Annotated in this window: 26 protein-coding genes; 7 read left to right on the top strand and 19 right to left on the bottom strand. The window is 40.4% G+C overall.

The genetic code is table 11. The annotated features are described in order from the left end of the window. Positions 1-275 precede the first annotated feature (275 nt). From nhaB to AAEY57_RS08865, 3 genes are all read left to right on the top strand, one after another. Complete coding sequence (gene nhaB / locus AAEY57_RS08875) at positions 276-1,847, top strand: sodium/proton antiporter NhaB (protein WP_008113298.1); 1,572 nt, start codon at positions 276-278, stop codon at positions 1,845-1,847. 117 nt (positions 1,848-1,964) lie between these two features. Beyond that, positions 1,965-2,483, top strand: a complete 519-nt coding sequence (dsbB, locus tag AAEY57_RS08870) for a disulfide bond formation protein DsbB (RefSeq protein WP_024602043.1) — start codon at positions 1,965-1,967, stop codon at positions 2,481-2,483. A gap of 1 nt (position 2,484) precedes the next feature. Next, positions 2,485-2,787, top strand: coding sequence for a DUF6170 family protein (locus AAEY57_RS08865; RefSeq protein ID WP_008113302.1), 303 nt, complete (start codon positions 2,485-2,487; stop codon positions 2,785-2,787). Between the two features lie 12 nt (positions 2,788-2,799). Here the strand turns inward: AAEY57_RS08865 and AAEY57_RS08860 are convergent, their stop codons facing one another. Further along, positions 2,800-3,093, bottom strand: a complete 294-nt coding sequence (locus tag AAEY57_RS08860; RefSeq protein WP_024602041.1) for a ComEA family DNA-binding protein — start codon at positions 3,091-3,093, stop codon at positions 2,800-2,802. Positions 3,094-3,390: 297 nt separating this feature from the next. On the opposite strand from AAEY57_RS08860, the gene AAEY57_RS08855 reads away from it, so the two are divergent. Then, the gene (locus AAEY57_RS08855; RefSeq protein WP_064662605.1) at positions 3,391-3,690 is read left to right on the top strand and encodes a YebG family protein; all 300 of its coding nucleotides are present in this window, start codon (positions 3,391-3,393) and stop codon (positions 3,688-3,690) included. Positions 3,691-4,126: 436 nt separating this feature from the next. Here the strand turns inward: AAEY57_RS08855 and putP are convergent, their stop codons facing one another. Then, positions 4,127-5,638, bottom strand: a complete 1,512-nt coding sequence (gene putP, locus AAEY57_RS08850) for a sodium/proline symporter PutP (RefSeq protein ID WP_008113313.1) — start codon at positions 5,636-5,638, stop codon at positions 4,127-4,129. 344 nt (positions 5,639-5,982) lie between these two features. On the opposite strand from putP, the gene AAEY57_RS08845 reads away from it, so the two are divergent. Next, positions 5,983-7,206, top strand: coding sequence for an EAL and HDOD domain-containing protein (locus tag AAEY57_RS08845; RefSeq protein ID WP_350314784.1), 1,224 nt, complete (start codon positions 5,983-5,985; stop codon positions 7,204-7,206). Between the two features lie 63 nt (positions 7,207-7,269). On the opposite strand, the gene AAEY57_RS08840 is transcribed toward AAEY57_RS08845, so the two are convergent. From AAEY57_RS08840 to ccmA, 10 genes are read right to left on the bottom strand one after another with little or no spacing between them, the layout of a single operon-like run. Continuing rightward, positions 7,270-8,001 carry an MlaA family lipoprotein gene (locus AAEY57_RS08840; RefSeq protein WP_008112252.1) on the bottom strand — a complete coding sequence of 244 codons (732 nt, stop codon included), beginning with the start codon at positions 7,999-8,001 and terminating at the stop codon, positions 7,270-7,272. Between the two features lie 9 nt (positions 8,002-8,010). Then, the gene (gene ccmI / locus AAEY57_RS08835; protein WP_290172504.1) at positions 8,011-9,267 is read right to left on the bottom strand and encodes a c-type cytochrome biogenesis protein CcmI; all 1,257 of its coding nucleotides are present in this window, start codon (positions 9,265-9,267) and stop codon (positions 8,011-8,013) included. After that, complete coding sequence (locus tag AAEY57_RS08830; RefSeq protein ID WP_013465536.1) at positions 9,268-9,729, bottom strand: cytochrome c-type biogenesis protein; 462 nt, start codon at positions 9,727-9,729, stop codon at positions 9,268-9,270. Continuing rightward, complete coding sequence (locus AAEY57_RS08825; protein WP_013465537.1) at positions 9,726-10,298, bottom strand: DsbE family thiol:disulfide interchange protein; 573 nt, start codon at positions 10,296-10,298, stop codon at positions 9,726-9,728. The genes AAEY57_RS08830 and AAEY57_RS08825 overlap by 4 nt, the downstream gene beginning before the upstream one ends. Beyond that, complete coding sequence (locus AAEY57_RS08820; protein ID WP_350607502.1) at positions 10,295-12,256, bottom strand: heme lyase CcmF/NrfE family subunit; 1,962 nt, start codon at positions 12,254-12,256, stop codon at positions 10,295-10,297. The genes AAEY57_RS08825 and AAEY57_RS08820 overlap by 4 nt, the downstream gene beginning before the upstream one ends. Position 12,257: 1 nt before the next feature. Beyond that, the gene (gene ccmE, locus AAEY57_RS08815; RefSeq protein ID WP_008465420.1) at positions 12,258-12,737 is read right to left on the bottom strand and encodes a cytochrome c maturation protein CcmE; all 480 of its coding nucleotides are present in this window, start codon (positions 12,735-12,737) and stop codon (positions 12,258-12,260) included. Continuing rightward, positions 12,734-12,937, bottom strand: coding sequence for a heme exporter protein CcmD (gene ccmD / locus AAEY57_RS08810; RefSeq protein ID WP_008112240.1), 204 nt, complete (start codon positions 12,935-12,937; stop codon positions 12,734-12,736). Before ccmD ends, ccmE begins: the two co-directional genes overlap by 4 nt. A gap of 2 nt (positions 12,938-12,939) precedes the next feature. Next, positions 12,940-13,677 carry a heme ABC transporter permease gene (locus AAEY57_RS08805; RefSeq protein WP_010387946.1) on the bottom strand — a complete coding sequence of 246 codons (738 nt, stop codon included), beginning with the start codon at positions 13,675-13,677 and terminating at the stop codon, positions 12,940-12,942. 1 nt (position 13,678) lies between these two features. After that, a complete protein-coding gene (gene ccmB / locus AAEY57_RS08800) occupies positions 13,679-14,365 on the bottom strand; it encodes a heme exporter protein CcmB (RefSeq protein WP_010387945.1) in 687 nt (228 codons plus the stop codon). Next, complete coding sequence (gene ccmA / locus AAEY57_RS08795; RefSeq protein WP_138764392.1) at positions 14,365-14,985, bottom strand: cytochrome c biogenesis heme-transporting ATPase CcmA; 621 nt, start codon at positions 14,983-14,985, stop codon at positions 14,365-14,367. Before ccmA ends, ccmB begins: the two co-directional genes overlap by 1 nt. 113 nt (positions 14,986-15,098) lie before the next feature. Between ccmA and fliK the strand changes: the two genes are divergently transcribed. Together fliK and AAEY57_RS08785 are read left to right on the top strand one after the other, a co-directional pair. Then, complete coding sequence (gene fliK, locus AAEY57_RS08790) at positions 15,099-17,264, top strand: flagellar hook-length control protein FliK (protein WP_273001588.1); 2,166 nt, start codon at positions 15,099-15,101, stop codon at positions 17,262-17,264. 2 nt (positions 17,265-17,266) lie between these two features. Further along, a complete protein-coding gene (locus AAEY57_RS08785) occupies positions 17,267-17,575 on the top strand; it encodes an EscU/YscU/HrcU family type III secretion system export apparatus switch protein (protein ID WP_010387940.1) in 309 nt (102 codons plus the stop codon). A gap of 27 nt (positions 17,576-17,602) precedes the next feature. On the opposite strand, the gene AAEY57_RS08780 is transcribed toward AAEY57_RS08785, so the two are convergent. From AAEY57_RS08780 to AAEY57_RS08750, 7 genes are read right to left on the bottom strand one after another with little or no spacing between them, the layout of a single operon-like run. Next, on the bottom strand, positions 17,603-18,004 hold the full coding sequence (locus AAEY57_RS08780; protein ID WP_008112228.1) for a DUF2802 domain-containing protein: 402 nt from the start codon (positions 18,002-18,004) through the stop codon (positions 17,603-17,605). A gap of 18 nt (positions 18,005-18,022) precedes the next feature. Then, positions 18,023-18,520, bottom strand: a complete 498-nt coding sequence (locus tag AAEY57_RS08775) for a chemotaxis protein CheW (protein WP_008112225.1) — start codon at positions 18,518-18,520, stop codon at positions 18,023-18,025. Between the two features lie 21 nt (positions 18,521-18,541). Continuing rightward, on the bottom strand, positions 18,542-19,264 hold the full coding sequence (locus AAEY57_RS08770; RefSeq protein ID WP_008112224.1) for a chemotaxis protein CheW: 723 nt from the start codon (positions 19,262-19,264) through the stop codon (positions 18,542-18,544). Between the two features lie 3 nt (positions 19,265-19,267). Continuing rightward, on the bottom strand, positions 19,268-20,038 hold the full coding sequence (locus AAEY57_RS08765) for a ParA family protein (RefSeq protein WP_008112222.1): 771 nt from the start codon (positions 20,036-20,038) through the stop codon (positions 19,268-19,270). Between the two features lie 12 nt (positions 20,039-20,050). After that, positions 20,051-21,013, bottom strand: coding sequence for a flagellar motor protein MotB (locus AAEY57_RS08760; protein WP_024602034.1), 963 nt, complete (start codon positions 21,011-21,013; stop codon positions 20,051-20,053). A gap of 5 nt (positions 21,014-21,018) precedes the next feature. Next, entirely contained in the window at positions 21,019-21,783 is a 765-nt protein-coding gene (locus tag AAEY57_RS08755; RefSeq protein ID WP_024602033.1) for a flagellar motor protein, read from the bottom strand. Further along, a complete protein-coding gene (locus AAEY57_RS08750; RefSeq protein ID WP_010387935.1) occupies positions 21,776-22,927 on the bottom strand; it encodes a protein-glutamate methylesterase/protein-glutamine glutaminase in 1,152 nt (383 codons plus the stop codon). Before AAEY57_RS08750 ends, AAEY57_RS08755 begins: the two co-directional genes overlap by 8 nt. Positions 22,928-22,946: the final 19 nt, after the last annotated feature.

The raw sequence follows: 22,946 nt of genomic DNA, 5'->3' as shown, positions 1-22,946 counted from the left end.
AAAAGAAAATGGCAGGGCTAGACGATGATTATCGCTCAACCCTGTTAGAATCTGGGATTAAAATGCGCTAGCCGTGCTAGGCATGTGATTAAAAAGGCAACTTTACTTGTATGATTCGCTAGTTTTACCGATAGGTTTTAAACACACTATGAATGCCAACCTATTATTCATACCAGACACTTTGACTATTATTATTTAGTTGTTTACACCCTCTATAGGCTGGACTAAGTTAATGACATTAACCAGACTATTAAACGCCTCCCTAGGGAAAAATCATGCAACAGAGTGTCCCATCTGCAATATTTATAAATTTTTTAGGTAAAGCACCTCAATGGTATAAATACACCATTATTGCATTTTTAATAATTAACCCGCTGCTGTTTCAATTAAACCCTTATTTGTCTGGCTGGGTACTGGTTATTGAGTTTATTTTTACACTGGCCATGGCGCTCAAGTGTTACCCACTGCAACCTGGTGGTCTACTTGCCATTGAGGCACTATTAATTGGTATGACATCAACCACGCAAGTTGAACATGAAATAGCACAAAACCTAGATGTGCTTTTATTACTTATTTTTATGGTTGCCGGTATTTATTTCATGAAAGATCTGCTGCTGTATATTTTTACCAAGTTAGTGGTTTCAGTAAGAAGTAAAACCGTTTTATCGCTTGCGTTTGCAATAGCTGCTGCGTTTTTATCAGCTTTTTTAGATGCCCTAACTGTAATGGCGGTTGTTATTGCGGTGGCCATGGGCTTTTATAGTATTTATCACAAGGTGGCCTCAGGAAAAGATTTTATTAGTGAGCACGATATTAACGATGATAACCAAGTAAAAGAGATAAACCGTCAAGAGCTTGAAGAGTTTCGTGCTTTTTTACGTAATTTACTCATGCATGCCTCGATTGGGACCGCACTTGGCGGCGTGTGCACTATGGTTGGTGAACCACAAAACTTAATTATTGCAGAGCGAGCAAGTTGGCTATTTGGTGAGTTCTTTTTAAGAATGCTGCCCGTTTCTTTACCCGTGCTTTTTGCGGGCTTATTAACAACCTTTTTATTAGAAAAAACAAAAACCTTTGGCTATGGGGCAAAACTGCCAGAAACAATTCATGCTATTTTAAAAAACCATGCACAAACACTTGATAAAAAACGTACCAAACGCGATAGAGTGAACCTCACAATTCAAGCACTTATCGCTATCTGGTTAATTACTGGCTTAGCGTTACATTTAGCAACCGTGGGCTTAATTGGTTTATCGGTAATTATTTTAGCCACGTCGTCGGCCGGCATAATAGAAGAGCACCAACTCGGTAAAGCCTTTGAAGAGGCCCTCCCCTTCACTGCACTACTTTGTGTATTTTTTAGTGTGGTTGCAGTAATCATCGATCAACAACTCTTTACTCCCGTGATTACTTGGGTACTAACATTTGAAGGGCACTTACAATTGGTGATGTTTTTTATCGCTAATGGATTGCTTTCAATGGTCAGTGATAATGTATTTGTCGGCACTGTATATATAAATGAAGTTGCTGCAGCTCTAAAAGCAGGTCAAATAACTCGAGACCAATTTGATTTACTTGCAGTGGCAATAAACACCGGCACAAACTTACCCAGCGTGGCCACCCCTAATGGTCAAGCTGCTTTCTTATTCTTACTGACATCAACACTAGCTCCCGTGTTACGCCTATCTTACGGTCGAATGGTGTATATGGCTTTACCTTACACTTTTGTGCTTACCTTTGTTGGGTTAAGCGCGACTTATTTTGGCTTGAGTGAAATAACCAGTTTGTTTTATGACTGGGGGATAATACAACACCACATCCCTGTAGCGAATTCTGGGCATTAAGAGCTTCCCCGACTTTGAGGAGCTAGGAAATTTCATAGCTCCTCACTTTTCCCTTTTACTTGCTCCGCTGTTTATCCTACGTCATAATCTAAGCCCTTATTTAAATACGGATTTGTTATGAACTGGCTTGCTAATCTAAGTACTCAGCGTACACCTTGGTTATTATTCAGTGGGATTGTTTTTCTGCTTGAAGTCATCGCGCTCTTTTTCCAATACAACATGGGGTTAGCGCCGTGCATTATGTGTATTTACCAACGCACCGCGGTATTAGGCTTACTTTTTGCCGGTATTATTGGCGCCAGTAAACCAAACAACCTCGTAGTCCGTATTGTCGCTTATACAGTGTGGGGGGTTTCAAGTGTATGGGGGTTACTAATAGCTCGTGAGCACATTGAAATGCAAACAACCACTGACCCCTTCGCATTTAGCTGTGAGTTTGAGCCAAATTTTCCAGAGTTTATGCCATTACATCATTGGATACCGCAATTTTTTGAGGCAACCGGTGATTGCGGAAACATAGATTGGCAATTTGCAGGCTTAAGTATGCCAGCATGGATGGAAGTTATTTTTGTATTGTTTACCGCCACACTCTTTATATTGGTGGCCAGCCGATTAATAACTAAAAAGTCACTTTAATATGTTTACTTTTTTTTCAAGCCACGTTGACGAACTTAAACACTTAAAAGTTCGTCAAAGACAAACCGTTATTGCGATCTCGTTAAGTATGCTCTCTCCTAGTGACAGAGTGTTAATGCGTATTGTAAAGCTTATGCTGCTAAGCCCATTTTTTTTAATATTTACCCTTTTTGAAGGATGGCTACTCGTGCCCTTTTTGATTGTGGCTGGTTTAAGCTACCCGCTATTAACTGCCCCCGTAGATGTTAATTTTGCTAAAAAGCACCTTGGTGCTGCCTTAAAACAGTTTTATCAGGGCGCATAGCGCCCTTTTAAGTTAAAACGCCACCTTTCCATCAAGTTTGGCTAGCATTTTTTTACCCACCCCTTTTACTTTAGCTAGATCTTCAAGTGATGCGAAATCACCATTGGTTTCTCTATAATCGATAATTGCCTGTGCTTTTTTCTTGCCGACACCTGGTAACTTAATTAACTGTTTTAAATCAGCAGTATTAATATTAACCACGGCTGATTGCATCTGCTCTGATAGCATATCGCTTTGCGCAAAGGTGGTACCCATAGGTAATAAACATAAAGCAGCGGCTAATGAGATGATTTTAATTAATTTCATACTATTTCCTTTTGTGTTCTCACATGAACATTTGTTGATTATTTACACCCAGCACTTTTACATAACGTTGTGGTTACTAAGTACTAACGGTAACAATCACTCCTTGCGACTCCTTTACTGCAACGCGTTATAAAGTGACTTAATAAATAAAGTAGAGTTACTCTTTATTGTCAACCAAGCTGCAGATAAACTAAGGCTAAAGCTTGCAAAAACGCGCGCAAGCTTGTACTGTATATAAAAACAGTAATCTAATGATTTAAATTAATCATATTGCCACGTAAGTAAGCAGGAGAAATCATGGCTGTTGTTGTTAAATATGTTGTAGAACGAAACGGAGTCGAGCGCATGACGTTTACTACTAAAAAAGAAGCTGATGCCTATGACAAAATGCTCGATATTGCCGAGTCACTAGAACTCATGCTTGAAAAAGTAGATGTACCACTAAGTGAACAACAGGTTGAGTCGCTCGCGCTGGAGATTGCAAAAAGTAAAGACGACTTTATGGCCGTACTTAAAGGTGGTAAAGAAGTACCCGCCAAGGCTAAAAAAACAAAGTCAGATAACGTTGCAGATATAAAAGAGAAAGCAGCGAGTTAGTACTTTTAAAAGCTCAATAGTAATTATTAAAAAAACTGAATTCGTTATTCGAATTCAGTTTTTTTATGCCTTTAAATAACCTGAACTCTGGTTAAGAGATTTACTAACGTATTGAATCAAAAAATGATATTTATGTTTATTTTTCTCTAGCCAGAGATTTCCAGTGAAAACAAGGCGAAATTACGCGTCAATAGCTAGCCTATTGCAAGTAAATTCAACGCAGTTAGCGCTGAAAATAGCTGCTTGAGATAGATTTATTATCCAGAGTTCAGGTTAAATAATAATAGCTAAAGGCAAGTAATCGGTGATTAAGCGTCATAATCTCAGCTGTTTAAACGAGATGAATGGTCTCTGCTAAAGGTCAGCCAATAAAAAATGCCAACCAGTTAAACTGATTGGCATTTATAAAAACCAACACTTTACGTTAGCTAATCAGTTACAATGACGATTCAACTTCATCAAACAGATCAGTAATTTCTTTTTTCGGTTCAGCTGTCACAAGGCTTCCTACCACAATAGCAATACTCGCTAAAATGAAACCTGGGACGATTTCATAAATTACACTGCTTAAGCTCTCACCATTAATGGTAATAGGCGCATAAATCCATACAAGCACTGTTAAAGCACCAACAACCATACCGCTAATAGCCCCTTTTAAGTTCATACGTTTCCAGTAAAGGCTAAACAAGACAAGTGGACCAAATGCAGCACCAAAACCAGCCCATGCGTTGCTAACTAAATCAAGTATTGAACTATTACGGTCATACGCTAGGTAAATAGCAAATAACGCAACCAGTATTACGCTAATACGCCCTACTAACACCAGCTCAGTTTGCGAGGCATCGCGGTTTAAGTAAATCTTGTAGAAGTCTTCAGTAAGCGAGCTTGAACACACCAATAATTGCGATGAAATCGTACTCATAATCGCAGCTAAAATAGCAGCCAGTAGGAAGCCAGCAATTAATGGGTGGAAAATAAGTTCAGCTAATACTAAGAAAATGGTCTCTTTATCGGCAATAGGCATTTGGTTTTCAATCATAAAGGCAGCACCAAATAAACCGGTAAATACCGCACCAATCGCAGATAGTGTCATCCAAGACATACCAATACGACGCATAGTTGGCATTTCTTTCACTGAGCGAATAGACATAAAGCGAACAATAATATGTGGCTGACCAAAGTAGCCTAAGCCCCAAGCCATCGCAGAAATAATAGCAATGGTAGAACCACCAGCAAACCAATCAAGCATATTCAATGAATGGATTTCACTGGCTTTTGGTGAACTTAACAACTGCTGGTAATTTGCATTTGCTAAAGTATCCATAAATGGCTGATCAAGCATCATATAAGTAGCGATAGGTACTGCAAGCAAGGAGATAAACATAATACAACCTTGCACGAAGTCTGTTAGGCTAACCGCTAAAAAACCACCAAATAAGGTGTAAACAACAACCACACCCGTGGTGATGTATAAACCCATTTCGTAACTCATCTGAAATGAATTTTCAAATAACTTACCACCGGCGACTACGCCTGATGAAGTATACAAAGTAAAGAACACAATAATAACAATTGCAGAGATCACACGGAGGATATTCTTGTTATCATCAAAACGATTTGCAAAATAATCAGGGATGGTAATAGAGTCATTTGCTTTTTCAGTATAAACACGCAGTCTTGGGGCGACTAAGAAATAGTTTGCCCATGCGCCTAATACTAAGCCAATAGCAATCCAAACCTTGCTAAGCCCAAATAAGTACATTGCGCCAGGTAGGCCCATAAGTAACCAACCACTCATGTCTGATGCACCCGCTGATAAGGCAGCAACACTGGGGGCTAAATTACGACCACCTAGCATATACCCTGATATATCGCTGGTAGATTGCTTATATGCGTATAGTCCTATTCCCAGCATTACAATAAAATATAATGCCAGTGAAATAATCATTCCTGTTTCCAAATTTGCCTCCACTTAAATAAGTAATAACAGGCTTTTAATCCAAATAATGACTCTTGAAATCTTATAATTAAGACAGTATTGGAATAAAAGCTTTCTACTGAACTATAACACGGTAATTGCTAATAACTCCAACCCGCTCATTTAAGTAGATAAAAAACCATCGGTTAGCTCACTTTTGCAACAAATAAAATGAAAAACAATAAAATTAGATTAAGAAATACCAAACCAACCATAGTATTTTATTAATAATGTTCATTTTACCGATGCTATTTTGAATGTTTTCCAATATATTATTACAATGTTAATCAATTTCTACTCTTTCGGAATCCAATATGTATTTTTACGCTGCTCGGCAACCTATTTTAGATCGCAATAAAGAACTAATTGGCTATGAGCTTTTATTTCGTGATGGAGTTGATAACGTATTTCCAAATATTGACGGCGATGAAGCCACGTCTCGACTGATTGAAGGCAGTCAATTTAACTTTGGCTTAGAAGATTTAACTGATAATAAACCCGCTTATATTAACTTTACCTTAGACACCTTGTTAAAAGGCTACCCAACCCTTTTAAACAAAGATGGGGTGGTAATTGAAATACTCGAAACCGTCCAGCCAGGTAAACGCTTATTGGCAATTGTTAAAGACCTAAAAGAAAAAGGCTATACGCTAGCGCTAGATGACTATGCACATCAACCTGTATGGCGGCACTTTTATCCGTTTATCGATATTATTAAAGTCGACTTTTTAACTTGTGATATTGAAAACGTTAAAACGATCATAGAGGATTTAAAACCTTACCCACATATCAAGTTACTCGCAGAAAAAGTTGAAACTTACGAGCTTTACAATCAAGCTTTTGAACTAGGTTTTGAATACTTTCAAGGCTTTTTCTTTTCAAAACCAGAAATGGTGCAAAGCAAGGCGTTACCGCCATCGGGCATGGCATTGGCTGAGCTACTCTATGAAACATCCAGCGTAGAAATGGATCTTAAAAAAATCACCGATGTATTTGAGCGTGATGTCAACTTATCGTATAAGCTGCTACGCTACTCAAATTCGGCAGCATTTGCTCGCCGCTCTGAAATAAACACTATAAAACAAGCGCTTATTGTATTGGGCGCGGCTGAAATAAAAAAACTACTCTCTTTATTATTTGCCGCACAAGTCTCTGCAGACAAACCTCTGGAGCTTATTAGGTTGTCGCTAACACGCGCGCGTTTTTGTGAGCTTTTAGCAATTTCACATGGCAAACTTAGAGATACAGGAATAGCATTTTTAACCGGCATGATGTCGCTTATGGATGCCATACTAGATGAAGAGATGGACAGTGTAATGCTTAAACTACCGCTTTCAAATGAGATAAAAGCGGCATTGTTAAACAATGAAGGGCTGCTTGCTGAGTATTTAAACTTAGTAACCCTCTATGAGCAGGGTAACTGGCACGCTGCTAACGATAAAGCCCAACAGCTTAACTTAGGTGATGATGTGCCTGATGCTTACCACGAAGCACTTAATTGGGTTAGTGAACAAATGCAGATAATGATTGATAATTAAAGCGCTCATTAGTAATTAATAACTAAAAATAAAACGCCAGCATTTGCTGGCGTTTTATTTTTATTAAAGGCTTTCTAAGAAATCTTCGTCAAAATCTTCAGGCTCTTCTTTTATTGGCGGATTGCCATCGTAGAGTTCATATAACTGACGCTGAAAGTAAATGTCTTTAACAAACAGGTATGGGTCTAATGAATCATTTAATAAACCCTCTTGAGCCATTAAAGACGCCCTTGCCTCAACCGCCTTTAACGCAAACACTAAAATTGTTTGTGGTGTTGTCAGTGCAATTTTAGGTAAAACCACATTATCAACAACATCACCGGTTAAGTTGCGTGCAGTTGATGGCCCCATTGCAGGGATCATTAAATAGGCACCATCGCCTACTCCCCACACACCTAAGGTTTGGCCAAAATCTTCATCAGTTACTTCAAGCCCTAACGAACTTGCAACGTCAAATAAGCCAAACACCCCCACCGTAGAGTTCACTAAAAAGCGCGCAAAATTAATTCCGGCACTGCTTGGCTTTCCTTGCAGACCCGCATTAATAATATCAACCGGTGCTGTAATATTATCGGTAAAATGCACAATACTTCGACGCACAGGCTGTGGGGTTACTGTTATATAACCCACTGCCGCAGGCCTTAAAATATAAGCATCAAGTACGTCCATATTAAAGTCATAAATAGGTCTGTTTACACTTTGTATGGGATCGCGCTCATCATATTTACTCTCAGGCACTTGAGCACAACCCGATAACGTGAGTAAACATAATAAAAGTAAGCCTTGTTTTAACATCTCAAATCCTTAAGGTATTAATGTATCAATGTTCAGTTGCACTTGGCGCACCTCTTTAGAAGCAAGCACTTGAGAATGCCCTTCAAGCTCCCCAGTGCTTGGCATAACTGAATCATCATTAGAGATACGCGCAGAAATGATAATTTCACTCGCACTCGATAAGTTTAGCCCTGCCATCATGGCATTAGCATCGCTCAGCTCAACCGTAATTGGAAAGCTATAGTCTGTTAGTTTGACCACGGCTAAAGGCATCGGTGATCCCTTAGCCGCTTTAGCAAACACAAACAAAATACCGTTATTGGGCTGTTTATCTACAAGTTGGCCATCGATATCAACGGTAACTTGAATACTTTGAGCCGCTAACTGCTCGCCACTGGTTGCCACGTTTTGCTGAGCAATTTGTAGATCGATTTCGCTAATACGTTGGTTGATCATAGCATAGCGCGTATCAGACTCATCCATACTTGCAAGTAGCACCTCAAACGCTGCCTTTGCCTGTAGCCAGTCTTTTCTCTCAAAGGCGATTAGTGCAAGTAACGAAATCGCATCAAGGTTATTTGGTTGAGCTTGCAGTACTTTAGAAAGCATACCCGCTGCACGAGTCATGTTTTCTTCACTGCCCTCAAGTAATAGCACCTGAGAGTAGCTAACAAGCGCTTGCATATTATCAGGGTTTATTTTTAATGTTTTATCGAATGACTGTTTCGCCATATCAAATTCATTTAGCATTAAAGCAACACGCCCTAACAACATCCAAGCGACTTCATCATCACCGCTTTGACTTAACTTAGTACGCAGTGCTAGGGCAAACGCTTGTAACTCATTTTTAGTTAACGGCTCGCCCTTTTGCATTACGGCGCGCTGACCATAATCGGCCAAGTTATCCATTGCATCATGCCAAGCTGCAATTTGTTGCTGGCTGCCTGTCATTGCATAGAAAATACCTGCTAATGCAATTAAAAACGCCGCCCCTGTTAAAGCAAATATACGATTGTCACCACGGCTATTTAGTGACTTCTCCGGCGATAATTCATTAAGTAAACGGCGTTTTAATTCAATAATAGCTTCGCTGTGATTTTGCGAGTCTATACGTTGATTATCTAAATCTGCCTGTAATTCAACTAAACGCTGTTCATAAATGCTGATAAGCTGTGCATTGGCGTTATGGGTGATGGTTACTATGCGCTCTTTTTTTAAAAAAGGCACAATAATAAACAGCAATGCAATGAGTGTGAGTAAAGCAAAAGACGCCCACATTAAAATCATTTAACTTTGCTCCTGATGTTTATTTTGTTTAATCAGCTTATTGAGCATCACTTCATCAGCGTCACTCCAGGTTTGTTTTACCGACGCTTTACGTTGGCGAATCACAATAAAGCCAAACCCAATTATTACGATGAGTACCGGAAGTACCCACAGTATTAACGTGGCAGGTGTTACCGGTGGATCGTAATGAACAAAATAGCCATATCGATCAATCATGTAATCAATAACTTCATCTTTGGTTTTGCCATCTTTTACCAACGCCAGCACTCGCTCGCGCAAGTCTTTTGCGACAACGGCATCAGAGTCAGCAATATTCTGATTTTGACACTTCGGGCAACGTAATTCTTTTGTTAGCTCTTCAAAGCGAACAGCTTGCTCGTTGCTATCAAATTGATAACGGTCTTGCTGAGCAAACGCAGCTACACTAACAAACAAGCTAAGGGTTAATAAAAACAATCTCATGGCTGCAGCTCCTGCATAATAGGCGCAAACTTAGCACGCCAAACTCGAGGGTTTATATCACCAGTGTGATGTAACAAAATGGTGCCATTTTTATCTACTAAAAATGTCTCTGGTGCACCGGACACCCCTAAATCTAAAGACAATGAACGTTCTAAATCTAAAATATTAAATTGATAAGGGTCGCCCGCACGTGAAAGCATATTACTCACATCATCACGCAGCGCTTGCATATCAAATGGGCCATCAAAATCGGCGTCGTAACTTTGTACATAATACAAGCCGATAATTTTAACCCCTTGCTCGCGTAGCTTAGTTAAATAGCCAAGCTCAGCTAAACACGTCGGACACCATGTACCCCAAACGTTTAGCAAATACACGTCACCCTTTAGCTGCTCATCAGTCCAACGTTTATCGTCTTGCATTAAATCAGGTAAATTAAACGCAGGCACCGTTTGACCAATTCGCCCTGTTTGTATTTCCCGCGGGTTGGCAAACAACCCTTGGTATAAAAACACACAAATAAAGATAAAAATTAATAAAGGGGCAATTGCGATAAGTTTACGGTTCATACTGCCCCCTCTATTTCATCTTTTCGCGGTGAGGCGCGATAGCGCTTATCGAATAAAATCACAAAACCAGCGAGTGAGATCAGAATACCGCCAATCCACATCCAACGTACAAACGGTTTATGGTAAATGCGTAATGACCATGCCCCTTCACTTAGTTGCTCACCAAGCGCAAGATATAAATCACGAGTGAATCCGGCATCAATAGCGGCTTCGGTCATAAATTGCATACCAATATCGTAACGACGCTTTTCTGCATATAAACGCGTTACAGTGTCATTCTCTTTTAATACCGTCACGACACCAGCATGACCACTGTAGTTTGCACCACGAATAGTCTTCACACCTTCAAAGCGGTATTGATACTGGTTAAGCTGCACGATATCGCCTTGCTTCATCGATACATCACGCTCAACTGAATACGTCGAGGTGAGTGTAATGCCCGCTATAACAAAGGCTAAACCAACATGCCCCAGCACCATTGCCCAATAACTTAAACCTAAACGCTTTATGCCGAGTGTAAGCGAGCCATGAACCGCTGCTTTGGTATATAAATCAATAAAAGTGGCAATAAATATCCATACACCTAGCGTGGTTGCTAAAAGTGTTAATGGAGTCACTACCTCATAGCTACTAAATAACCACGCACAGGTAATGATAATACTGACTAATGCGCCTACAAATATTTTATTTTGTAAAAAAGCCCACTTATTTTGCTTCCAACGCAGGAAAGGTCCAATGCCCATTAAAATAGCAAATGGCACCAGTAAAATAGCAAACATTTTATTAAAGAAAGGTTCGCCAATTGAAATACTGCCTAGCCCCATTTCCTTGTGCACCATAGGTAATAATGTACCTAACAGTACAATTAATGTAGCAACCACTAAGAAAATATTGTTTAACCAAAGTGCCACTTCACGCGATACAAATTTATAACGCCCTTCACTTTTAACTTGTGAGACACGCAAGCCATATAATGCTAAACCGCCGCCAACAACTACGGCCAAAAAGCCAAGAATAAATAAGCCACGATCAGGGTCTGTTGCAAAGGCATGCACCGAAACAATAATTCCTGAGCGAACGATAAAGGTTCCTAGTAAACTTAATGAAAACGCCGCAATAGCCAGTAACACTGTCCATGATTTAAATACGCCACGTTTTTCAGTCACACTTAAAGAGTGCAGTAACGCGGTTGCGACTAACCATGGCATGAGTGATGCATTTTCAACAGGATCCCAAAACCACCAGCCGCCCCAGCCTAGCTCTGAATAGGCCCACCAACTACCTATGGTGATACCTAAGGTTAAAAAGCCCCATGCCGTCATTGTCCATGGGCGTGACCATTTTGCCCAGGTGTTATCAAGCTTGCCGGTTAACAACGCGGCAATAGCAAAGGCAAAAGCAACAGAAAGACCGACATACCCCATATAAAGTAATGGAGGGTGAATGATCATCCCCGGGTCTTGTAATAATGGATTTAAATCGCGTCCCTCAACAGGGAAATAGGGCAGTAAACGTTCAAACGGACTTGAAAGTAGCAAGGTGTACATCATAAATCCGACACCTAAAAAGCCAAGCACACCTAATACGCGAGCACGAAGTACCCAAGGCAGTGACTTTGAACGCAAAGCAACAACGGCGGTCCAACCTGCCTGCATTAATAACCACAGTAAAATAGCGCCTTCATGGCCACCCCATGTTGAGGTTATTTTATAATACCAAGGCAAGGTGCTACTTGAGTGATACGCTACATAAGATACGGTAAAATCATCGGTTAAGCTGGCATAAATAAGCGCAGCAAAAGACAAAGCAACAAATGCAAACTGACCAATAGCAAGTGATGGCGCAGCGCGCATCAAACGAAGGTTTCCTGTGTGTGCACCCCAAAGTGGGAAAATACACAACAGAATACTCAGTACCATGGACAATGTTAGGGAAAAATAACCAAGTTCTGGGATCATATTAGCTCCCACTATCTAAATTGTATTTTGGTTTCTCGTGCTTAATTCCTTTTACTGCCTCGGCAACCTCGGCTGGCATATATTCTTCATCATGTTTAGCCAGTACTTCAAACGCTTCAATGACGTTAGGTTCAACTAACACACCTTGTGCAACAATTCCTTGCCCTTCACGAAATAGATCAGGCAAAATTCCTTGATAACGCACCGTGACCAATGGGCCAGTATCAATCAACTTAAAGCTTACCTGTAAGCTTTGCTCATTTCTTTGCACTGTACCAGGGACAACCATACCGCCAATGCGGAGCTTTTGTCCTATATGAGGCTTTTCTTTATTCGGGCCTTTACCATCAATTAATTCACTGGGGGTGTAAAACAAATTAATGTTTTCTTGTAAGGCGTACAACACTAAACCAATTGATCCACCAATACCAAAGAGTACGGCAATAATAACCAAAAGGCGTTTTTTACGTCTAGGGTTCACGAGGTTTGCTCCTGCTTAGAATTTTTAATTCGAGTTTCACGCGCAATTTGCTGCTCTACCGACGCTAAAATTTGTTTTTTGTCGCGTAACGAGCTAAATAAAATGCCTAATAAAATTAATGCGCATGTACCAAAAGAAAGCCATACATAAAAGCCATAGCCTCCCATTGCAATAAAATCTGAAAACGAGTCAAACTGCATAATTACCCCTTAGTTAACAACTGTCGCACCCATGGGCGGTGCTTTTCACGGTGTAAAATTTCATTTTTAAGACGAATTAAAGTCACAGTGCCAACAAACGCGGCAAAGGCTAAAATATTAATCATTAACGGCCAAAACATACTTGGATCTACCGCGTCGCGGTTAAACTTAGTGATGCTTGCCCCTTGATGCAGGGTATTCCACCATTCCACCGAAAAGTGAATGATAGGCAAGTTAATAACCCCAACAATAGCTAAGATAGAGGCGGCGCGACCGGCTGATTTTTTATCTTCAAAGGCATGGTACAAAGACAACACCCCTAGATATAAAAATAACAAAATAAGTTCAGAGGTCAGTCTTGCATCCCATACCCACCAAGCACCCCACATAGGTTTACCCCATGCAGCACCGGTGATTAAGGCTATTGCGGTCATGCAGGCACCTACGGGTGCTATTGCAATCACCGCAAGCTCTGCATTGCGTAATTGCCATACAAGCGCAACAATGGCAGCAATCGCCATTGATGAATAGGCGCCCATAGATAAAATAGCGGAGGGCACGTGAATAAAAATAATACGGTAACTGTCTTTTTGTTGGTAATCGGCAGGAGCAAAACCTAATCCCCATACCCAACCAACAACCATACTAATAACCGTTACTACTGCAAAATATGGCAGTAGAGTATTGCATAATTGATATGCTCGCTCTGCTTTCGCATACGGATGTAACCACTTCCACATATTAACTTACACTCACTTTTAATGCTGATGATATGGCAATTGGCGCACTGATAATCGCAACGACTAACATCGCACCAAGGATTGCAAGCTGACCACTGTAATCCAGCGACATAGTGCTGGTATCAATAGCGGAAGTTGCAAAAATTAAAACCGGAATATACAAAGGCAAAACGAGCAGACTCATTAAAATGCCGCCTTTTTGTAATCCCACAGTCAAGCCCGCCCCTATTGCGCCTATGAAGCTTAATAAAGGCGTACCCAATAATAGCGTTAATAACGTAGCCATTAGGGCCGTCGTATCTAAATTTAGTAGTAAAGCAAATAAAGGAGTCATTAGCACTAACGGGAGGCCGGTGATCACCCAGTGTGCGGCTACTTTGCCCAGCACCGTTAATGATAAGGGGTATGACGAAGCAATGAGCTGCTCCAAAGAGCCGTCGTGGTAATCATCTCTAAACAGTTTATCAAGGCCAAGCATGGTCGATAATAAAGCCGCCACCCAAATAATGCCCGGTGCCATCCTTGATAACAAGCCTGGCTCTGGCCCTATGGCTAATGGAAACAGTGAGATAACAATTAAAAAAAACAAGATAGGATTAACTATTTCAGCGCGCTGACGAAAAGCGAGCTTAACGTCTTTGCTAAATACCGCGACAAATAACTGCCAATATGAATGCTGTCGTGTCATTAGTGGCGGTACTCCAAAGTCAACGTTTGTAAGTCACTAAAGTGGGTGGTTAAATCTTGGTGTGTTGTTAACAAAATAGCGCCCCCCTTTGATAAGTGCTCAGTAAAACGTTGCTGTAAAAAGGCAACCCCGCTTTTATCTAGCGCCGTGAAAGGTTCATCTAAAATCCATAACTTGGCCTCAGATAACCATAATCGAACGAGAGCCACCCGTCGCTGTTGACCCGCAGATAACGTTCTTACAGGTACATCTTCCAGCCCCACTAAACCTAACTTACTTAATAAAGGGTATAAGTCAGGAGTATCAACATAACCATTAATAGCCAACCAATGTGCTACATTTTCAAGTGCACTAAGTTGTACGTTAACACCGGTTTTATGGCCTATAAATAATAAGTCTCTGGCATATTCGTCATAATATTTTTTGATAGATTGATTTAGGTATAAAATATCACCTTCATCCGGCAGCGAAAAACCAGCAATAATGCGCAATAATGATGTTTTACCAGCCCCATTAGGGCCAGCTAACTGCATGATTTGACCGCTTTTAAGGCTAAAATTAAGTTCATCAAACAAACAACGCTCTTGCTTGATACAAGTAACGGACTTAATGTGTAACAAGATGACGATTCTCTCTGCCAAAAATTAGCCGTAAGTCTACCATAATGATAGGGTAATACGAATATTGCTTTAGAATCGATTTACTTAAAATAAAGAAAACTTGATATAAAATAATGAATACACCAACGCACATCACATTGTCTAACCCACAGGTTAGTAATCAAACAACTGATTCTGGTAAGGCTGCGTTAGCAACACTGCCACCTGAAGTGCTGGCGGCAAAAAATATTCAGTTTTCTAAAGATTCAGTCACGCTTGATGTGTTTATGAATAAGCATTGGCAAACGATTCGCCTTGGGACAACTGAGACATTCACAAACGTTGAAAAAATAGCAAGCGCTAACATACAGTTAAGTGCAGATGGTAAAAGCTTAACCATCATCCCTAACAATACAACTTTAACAATTAAACAACCGGCTCAGTTGCAACGATTTTTAAATTTTATAAACACCCAAAGTGATATTCAAAACAGTCCACTATCACTTCAGGTGGTATTACAACCAACACCAAAGTTGGTCATTGAAAAATTTAATGCCAGTATTGCTATTAATAAACACGTTGCACAATTACTCGCAGATGAGCTTTTAATAAAGGGGATGATTGAAACGGATAGCAAAGGTACACGACTTAATATTATTAACCGTTTTGCTGATATAGTGCATTCACAGCCAATAAACCAAGCCAAACTAACACAGTTGCTTGCCAGTAATTTAACCCCTGCTCAGCTTCATGCTATGCCTAAGTTTGCGATATTAAGCCCAAACTCTTTTAAAGACTCATTAACTATTAACCTAAGTCATCGACAATTAAGTGAACTACCTACCATCCCGACTAAGGTAAACATTACTCACCAAGCAGATAAATTACTGATCAAAACCGCTTATCACACTATGACTGTGAGCCTTAAAAACTCATTTAGTAAACCGTTTAATGAGATGCTCTCTTTGCAACAATCGCAAGGCCTAATTGATTCCTCGCCAAGTAAACAGCATCCGCTCATCACGATAAACAGTCCCATTCAATCATGGTTAAAAAGCAGTTTTGCTGATTTTAAAACACGTATTTTAGATGCGGTAAAGTACTTTGAAAGCAAGCCATTTACGACCTCGGTAAGCTCATCTCAAAAACCAGAATTTACTGGCAATGCTCAGCAAAAATGGCTCACTTCAATGCAAAAAATTGACATGACACAATTAAAAAACGTGTCAAATTTAGCGCCGCCCCTAATGCAATTTACCCAGCAAATAAAATCAAGCGTTTCTATGTGGCAACAACAACCGTTAGTAGCACACACTTTATCTCCTTTAGTAACTCCTTTTTCATTCCCACCAACTAACGCGGTTACATTTGGTCAGAGCTTACAGCCTTTAGAAAAACTCTTATTAGCGACGGTTATAAAACAAAGTCCAAGCACCTTAATAGAACAAAAAGATGCGACCAACCAAATAGTAAGCAGCCAACTTAATACCATTACAAGCAAACTGACGGATCAAGGAACCGATTTAAATCGTTTAGTTAATCAGGCTTTTAATCGCATGTTGTCAGATACTAATTTACACCCAACAACCATACAGCGCGAAATACTCAGCACCATAAAACCCACACAACTTCAAAGCGACATCTTACAAAGCTCGTTTAATAGAGGTGTTGAACAGCTTTCATTAAGCATTTTAGCCGCGCCTATCATTAACCAAAATCCAAGTGCGGTGAGTATTAATAATCAAACGGGTTTAGAAGCTTTACTGCAGGTTTTATTACCGACGTTTAAAGTGGGTAATAGCGCCAATAAATTGTTGGAACAATTACAGCAACCACAAGTACAAGCATTAGCAGGTGAATTAAGCCAAATTAAAAACACCTTAAGCCAAGTACAAGCTCCCGTTTTGAGCCAGCAGCCTGACACAAACGCCTTAGTGCAATTTTTATTACCGATGAAGCTGCCTGCTGAAGCGGCGCAAACAGAAATAACTTTAGGGCAGTATAAAAAGCACAGTAGCGGTAAACTAGCGGATAAAAATGTCTGGTTTGTTAGGCTCAACTTTGATTATGCCGAACTGGGTAAGCTACAAATAATCGCAGAACTCATGGATAAAGCTTTAGATTGTCAGTTGTTAGCCTCAACCCAAGCGGTGAGCGCTTTAGCTCATCCACATCTTGATAATTTACGCTCAAAACTGGCAAAACAAGGCTTACAAGTGGGTGAGCTTAAACTAAAACGAGCGGATGACAACCATCAAGCATTTTACCAATCCCATGCCATTATTAATATTAAGGTTTAGTCATGACTGAGTCATCAAAAAGCAATTCAGCAATTGGACTACTCTACGAGGCGGGACATTCACCCATTGTAAGTGCTAAAGGGTTTGGTGAACTGGCGGATGAAATTATTGCCCTAGCCAAAGAAAAAGGAATTTTAATCCATCAAGATGAAGCACTTGCAAATACACTATCGAAACTAGACCTCGCAGAAGAGATCCCCAAAGAGTTGTACTTTGTTATTGCTGAGCTCATTGCGTTTTCATACGTGGTTAGAGGAAAGTTTCCGCCTGGTTGGCAAGACTTTCAGGGAAAGCTAAATATAAAAGCATAACGCAGTGTTATAAAAGCAAAAAAGGCGCTAAGCGCCTTTTTGTTTGTGTAATGAAAACAACAGTTCAGCCTCGGCGCGGGGTAATTCACATTCGCGAATAACCTCATCTAAATCAGCACCTAACTCAACCATTTTTACTGCACGAGAGTATATTTTAGCATCGGGGTCATCGTATTTTTGAGCTGCTTGTTGCTGTATCAGCTCTTGGTTTTGTTGTTCTACCTCAAGCACACGCTTACCAATACTCAGTAAACCGGTTCGCAACTCTGACACTTCGCTACGTAAAATATTAATCTGCTCTGATGAATCTTTAAACTGTTGTAATTGCGCGCCAAGCTCACTCGCATAGCGCTTTTTAAACATCACAATTAAAAGCAGCGAGAATAGTCCAAAAACTAAACCCGCAATAGCAATACCAAGTAATAACATAGTTTTATGTAGAGAAGCTTATATATCGCTTAACTCATCCCATTCGTCATCACTAAGTAGTTTATTTAAATCAACCAGAATAAGTAACTCATTGTCGCGGTTACATACACCTTGAATAAATTTAGCACTTTCCTCTGTACCTACATTTGGCGCACTGTCAATTTCAGAGCTACGTAGGTAAACAACCTCAGAAACGCTATCGGCTAGAATGCCAATCACTTGCTCTTCTGCTTCAATAATTAAAATACGTGAATTATCCGTCGCTTCAATATCAGGTAAACCAAAACGAGAGCGAGTATCAATAACGGTAACAACATTACCACGTAAGTTAATAATACCAATCACATACGAAGGCGCACCTGGTACAGGAGCAATCTCGGTGTAACGCAGTATTTCTTGCACTTGCATTACATTTACGCCATAAGTTTCATCTTCTAGCTTGAACGTAACCCACTGCAAAATCTCATCATTATTATCTGCATTTTTCTTAGCTGACAGTAATTTATCTTCACTCATGCTCTTACCTCGTAATGGTCATTACTTGTGACGGCTATCTAAGCCTTTCTCTAATAGTGCGTTTAAATTATTAACATCTATTAAAGCACACATTTTTTCTTTAATTACTCCAGCAAGCCATGGGCGCTTACTGTTATTTGTACGCCATTTTACATCTTCTTTACTCAATGTAATGTTATTTATTAGTTTTTCTGCTAATAAACCCCATTGGCTATCACCTAAAGTGATGAGATATTGATAATTTAAAGATGCCTCTAACTGCTCATCGTACTTTTCAGGCATAACCCAGCGAGCGGTATCAACAACATTGAGCTTTTCTTCTCGGTTTATCATAACCCCTTTAAACCACTTAGGCTTGCCAAATAAATGATTTACTTCTCCAAGCTCATGAATGCCACCTAAGGCTTTTAGCGGCACCGCTAAAGTAAGCCCTGCCACTTCAAAAAACAGCGCTTGAAACTCACCATCAAAGTAGTCAGCTTCACCACCTACAACCACCTCTTGCTCAGGCACGACGTGTTGCTCTTGGTGGGTGTCAATTTCTACATTCGATACTTGCTTATTGAGCTTTTCAACTTCAACAACAGGCTCAACTATTACTGGTTGTTCTTTTTGCTCTTCATACGTTACCTGCTCAAGCAGTTTAGCAACAGGCTCAAGGTCTTTTGTTGGTTCGTCATCAGATAATAACGCCCCTAAGTACTGAGTGACTACTTTTTCATTAGCAAATAATTGCTTACTCATTTATTAACCTTGTTTTATTAAATATTTAAGTAATGCTTTATAAGCATAGACTCCACGCGCATTTGGGCAAAAATCTACCGGTACTTTTTGCGCTAAACTTGCATCTCTAAATTTAGTATCAACAGGAATAACGCCTGGCCATACTTTTTCTTTATACGTTTCTTGTAATGTTTTATAGGCCTCAAGCGATGCTTTGGTTCGTTTATCATACATAGTTGGAATTATAGTATATTCATAGCTTTTCGCTTGAGAGGTTTGCATTAACTCCATAGTACGCATCATTCTATCGAGCCCTTTAAGCGCCAAGAACTCAGTTTGCACCGGCACTAACACTCTTTCACAGGCGGCAAGCGCATTGACCATCAGCACACCTAAAACAGGTGGGCAATCTAAAATTGCGTAATCGTAATACTCGCTAATTTTAGCCAGTGTTTTTTTTAAAATCAGGCCCATTCCCGTTTTATTACCCATGCTACGGTCAAGTGTCGCGATCGCCATAGTTGCAGGTAAAATATCAAGGTTTTCAATTGTTGAGGGGCATAATGCTTGCAATATTTCTTCGCTTTTCATACTCGAGCCTCGAGTAAAAATATCGTAAACACTGACCTCTAAATCTTCTGAATCAATACCAAAGTAATAGGTTAGTGAAGCATGAGGATCTGTATCAATCAATAACACGCGCTTGCCTTGAAGCGCAAGGATCCCTGCAAGGCTAACCGCTGTAGTGGTTTTGCCTACTCCCCCTTTTTGATTGGCTACTGTCCAAACTTTCACATTACATCCTAATTACTGTTCGTTGCGCGTTGTAACACGGATGCCACCATGCGGTAAACGAATTATTTTTATTGTATCGTCTTGGGCAGGCAGCTCAATTTCTGGCTGACTTTGCTCTGATACTGAAATTGATGATTTCGTTTGTTCATCAGAGGGCTCGGGGGCTAAACCATATTTAGAAAGTGCAATCACGACTTTACGGTTTTCAGCACGCCCAGCTTCGGTATTATTATCGGCAAAGGGCGAGTATTGACCATACCCCTCAATGGCCATGCGCGCGGATTCAATGCCCAAACGCTCTAGCTCAACTAATATTGAGGTTGCACGCGCCACTGATAACTCCCAATTAGAACGAAATATTTCATTTCGTATGGTTTCGTTATCTGTATACCCGCGTACTCTTATATAGTTATCGACTGATGCAATGATTGCTTCAATTTTTTTTACAATCTCTTTGGCCTTGTTATGTGCAACAGCACTACCACTGGCAAACAACAATCCGGAATTGAGCTCAATAACCAACCAGTCTTGGCTTAGTTCTAAGCTAGCCTCGCCACTGCGTATCTCATCAATTAGCGACGATTGTAATTTAGCCAATAAACTATCCAGCGGCTTACCTAAGTGGCGTTGACTAATATTGCTATTGTCACTTTGACCATCGAGTAACATTGGGTCTTGCTCTAGCTCTTGAATACTTTCGCCATAGAGAATTTCAGCCTCAGGGGTCACCCTTTCAAGCAATAAAGCATCACCATTTACCCCGTTACCCTGCTGAGAATATTGTTTTGCAGACTTATCAAAAACATGCTCAAGAGAATCAGATAAAACCTTGATGTTGTCTTCTTTGTTTATCGCAATTGCATACAATACAACAAAAAATGCAAACATTATGGTCATATAATCCGCATAAGAAACTAACCAGCGCTCAGTATGTTGGCTCTTTAATTGGTGATGACGTAAGCGACGGCGTAACATAGGCGCTAATGGGCCTGTAAAATTGGACGTTCAACGCGGTAGGCTTCAAGCTTTAGTTCAATATTAATAGGGCTCTCACCTTGGCTAATAGCAATTACACCTTCCGCTAACATTTCGTGATAAAGCATCTTTTGCTCAACCCGTTGCTTTAGCTTATTGGCCATAGGTAAAAATAATAAATTAGCCAAACCAACACCATATATAGTTGCAATGAACGCGGTGGCAATACCCGTTCCTAACTGCTCAGGATCGTTAATAAATGACATGGCTTGAATAAGCCCAAGTACCGCACCTAAAATACCAATAGTTGGGCTATACCCACCCATTGCTTCATATACCCGGCTAGCATCAAGTAATCGTTCTCGCTCAAGTAATAAGTCAATCTCGAGGGTATCGCGTAGTTTTTGCTCTGAACAGCCATCAACTAATAAGCTCAGTCCTTTGGCGGCATAGGGATCTGAATGCGCAAGTGCTTCGCTTTCTAATGCTAAATACCCTTCTTGACGGGCTTTATGCGACCAGCGTTTTACTTGCTCAATAGCATCTTCAATATCATGGTCGTCGGTAACAAAAACCCAATGAGTAATACCAAGCATTTTTTTAAATGTATTGGCTGATGTTTGTAGCATCACCGCACCTAATGTACCGCCTAATACAATAATTAGTGCAGGCCCATTAAACAGCGCAGATACCACACCTCCCTCTAAAGAATAACCGATTGCAATAGCACCTAATGCAACCAGTAATCCTAAAACAGAAAGCTTATCCACAGCCAGCCTCTCTTTTTAAACGTGCAGCCACATCATGAAGGCTAATGCTTTCGCTCGCTAAACCTGCACTGGCTATCGCCTGAGGCATACCATAGACAACACAGCTTTTTTCATCCTGAGCCCAAATTGTAGCGCCAGTTTGCTTAAGCATGCGAGCACCATCACGACCATCTGCACCCATGCCTGTCAAAATAATGGCAAGCACATCACCTTGATACGCTTTGGCCGCACTGGCAAAGGTAATATCAACACTTGGTTTATAGTTTACTCGTTCATTTTTATCTTCAAACACACGAAGGGTTCTATTAGAGCCACGTCCTTCTACCATCATTTGCTGGCCACCTGGCGCTAAATAAGCGCACCCAGGTTGTAATCTATCGCCTTGCTGCGCTTCTTTTACCTTAATCTTACACAAGCCATCTAAGCGAGTAGCAAAAGCCGGGGTAAATGCAGCAGGCATATGCTGTATGAGTAAAATAGGGTGTGGAAAATTAGCAGGTAATTGCGTCAAAATAGTTTGCAGTGCAACCGGCCCACCTGTGGATGTACCAATAGCAACTAACTGATACTGCTTACCACTGGCACGCGCTGAGGCACTGCTGCTAGTAGATGCAGGACTCGCATTATTAAAGCTACGATCAGGTTGAACTATCGGCTTTTTAGCAAGGTTAGAAAAGCGCTCAGAGCTGTTTGACGCTGGTTTACTAATACTTGGAGATGGGGCCGTTCTCGTAATTCTTCCAATACGCTGGCGGCCTATTTCCTTAACCTTATTTTGCAATAACTTAATTGCATCATCGTTATTGCGAGCAATATCTTCAAACTTTTTAGGTAAAAAGTCCATCGCCCCAGCATCAAGCGCATCCAAAGTGGCAGATGCTCCTGCTCGTGTTAACGATGAAAACATTAAAATAGGTGTTGGATTACTCGCCATGATCTCTTTCACAGCACTAATACCATCCAGCACCGGCATTTCAACATCCATGGTGATAACATCAGGACGTAACTGAGCTGTTTTTTCGACGGCCTCTCGGCCATTTACAGCAAAGCCTATTACCTCAATGCCGCTGTCTTGTTCAAGAATTTCACTCACTCTGCGGCGAAAAAAGCTTGAATCATCAACTACTAAAACTTTAACAGCCATTTCGCTCTCTTATTCAATG

This window comes from Pseudoalteromonas sp. MER144-MNA-CIBAN-0113 (assembly GCF_040308965.1).
Taxonomy (GTDB): Bacteria; Pseudomonadota; Gammaproteobacteria; order Enterobacterales; family Alteromonadaceae; genus Pseudoalteromonas; species Pseudoalteromonas tetraodonis.
Note: the sequence above shows the minus strand (reverse complement) of the source record. Positions and strands in the feature narration are given on the sequence as shown.

Excerpts from the sequence above, each read along its gene's own strand:
- AAEY57_RS08770 (WP_008112224.1), bottom strand. The coding sequence starts at position 19,264 with ATGAGTAAGCAATTATTTGCTAATGAAAAAGTAGTCACTCAGTACTTA.
- dsbB (WP_024602043.1), top strand. The coding sequence starts at position 1,965 with ATGAACTGGCTTGCTAATCTAAGTACTCAGCGTACACCTTGGTTATTA.
- putP (WP_008113313.1), bottom strand. The coding sequence starts at position 5,638 with ATGATTATTTCACTGGCATTATATTTTATTGTAATGCTGGGAATAGGA.
- AAEY57_RS08820 (WP_350607502.1), bottom strand. The coding sequence starts at position 12,256 with ATGATCCCAGAACTTGGTTATTTTTCCCTAACATTGTCCATGGTACTG.
- AAEY57_RS08855 (WP_064662605.1), top strand. The coding sequence starts at position 3,391 with ATGGCTGTTGTTGTTAAATATGTTGTAGAACGAAACGGAGTCGAGCGC.
- ccmI (WP_290172504.1), bottom strand. The coding sequence starts at position 9,267 with ATGATTTTAATGTGGGCGTCTTTTGCTTTACTCACACTCATTGCATTG.
- AAEY57_RS08830 (WP_013465536.1), bottom strand. The coding sequence starts at position 9,729 with ATGAGATTGTTTTTATTAACCCTTAGCTTGTTTGTTAGTGTAGCTGCG.
- fliK (WP_273001588.1), top strand. The coding sequence starts at position 15,099 with ATGAATACACCAACGCACATCACATTGTCTAACCCACAGGTTAGTAAT.
- AAEY57_RS08775 (WP_008112225.1), bottom strand. The coding sequence starts at position 18,520 with ATGAGTGAAGATAAATTACTGTCAGCTAAGAAAAATGCAGATAATAAT.
- AAEY57_RS08845 (WP_350314784.1), top strand. The coding sequence starts at position 5,983 with ATGTATTTTTACGCTGCTCGGCAACCTATTTTAGATCGCAATAAAGAA.
- AAEY57_RS08760 (WP_024602034.1), bottom strand. The coding sequence starts at position 21,013 with ATGTTACGCCGTCGCTTACGTCATCACCAATTAAAGAGCCAACATACT.
- AAEY57_RS08780 (WP_008112228.1), bottom strand. The coding sequence starts at position 18,004 with ATGTTATTACTTGGTATTGCTATTGCGGGTTTAGTTTTTGGACTATTC.
- nhaB (WP_008113298.1), top strand. The coding sequence starts at position 276 with ATGCAACAGAGTGTCCCATCTGCAATATTTATAAATTTTTTAGGTAAA.
- AAEY57_RS08865 (WP_008113302.1), top strand. The coding sequence starts at position 2,485 with ATGTTTACTTTTTTTTCAAGCCACGTTGACGAACTTAAACACTTAAAA.
- AAEY57_RS08785 (WP_010387940.1), top strand. The coding sequence starts at position 17,267 with ATGACTGAGTCATCAAAAAGCAATTCAGCAATTGGACTACTCTACGAG.
- AAEY57_RS08860 (WP_024602041.1), bottom strand. The coding sequence starts at position 3,093 with ATGAAATTAATTAAAATCATCTCATTAGCCGCTGCTTTATGTTTATTA.
- AAEY57_RS08805 (WP_010387946.1), bottom strand. The coding sequence starts at position 13,677 with ATGTGGAAGTGGTTACATCCGTATGCGAAAGCAGAGCGAGCATATCAA.
- AAEY57_RS08840 (WP_008112252.1), bottom strand. The coding sequence starts at position 8,001 with ATGTTAAAACAAGGCTTACTTTTATTATGTTTACTCACGTTATCGGGT.
- ccmB (WP_010387945.1), bottom strand. The coding sequence starts at position 14,365 with ATGACACGACAGCATTCATATTGGCAGTTATTTGTCGCGGTATTTAGC.
- ccmD (WP_008112240.1), bottom strand. The coding sequence starts at position 12,937 with ATGCAGTTTGACTCGTTTTCAGATTTTATTGCAATGGGAGGCTATGGC.
- AAEY57_RS08750 (WP_010387935.1), bottom strand. The coding sequence starts at position 22,927 with ATGGCTGTTAAAGTTTTAGTAGTTGATGATTCAAGCTTTTTTCGCCGC.
- AAEY57_RS08825 (WP_013465537.1), bottom strand. The coding sequence starts at position 10,298 with ATGAACCGTAAACTTATCGCAATTGCCCCTTTATTAATTTTTATCTTT.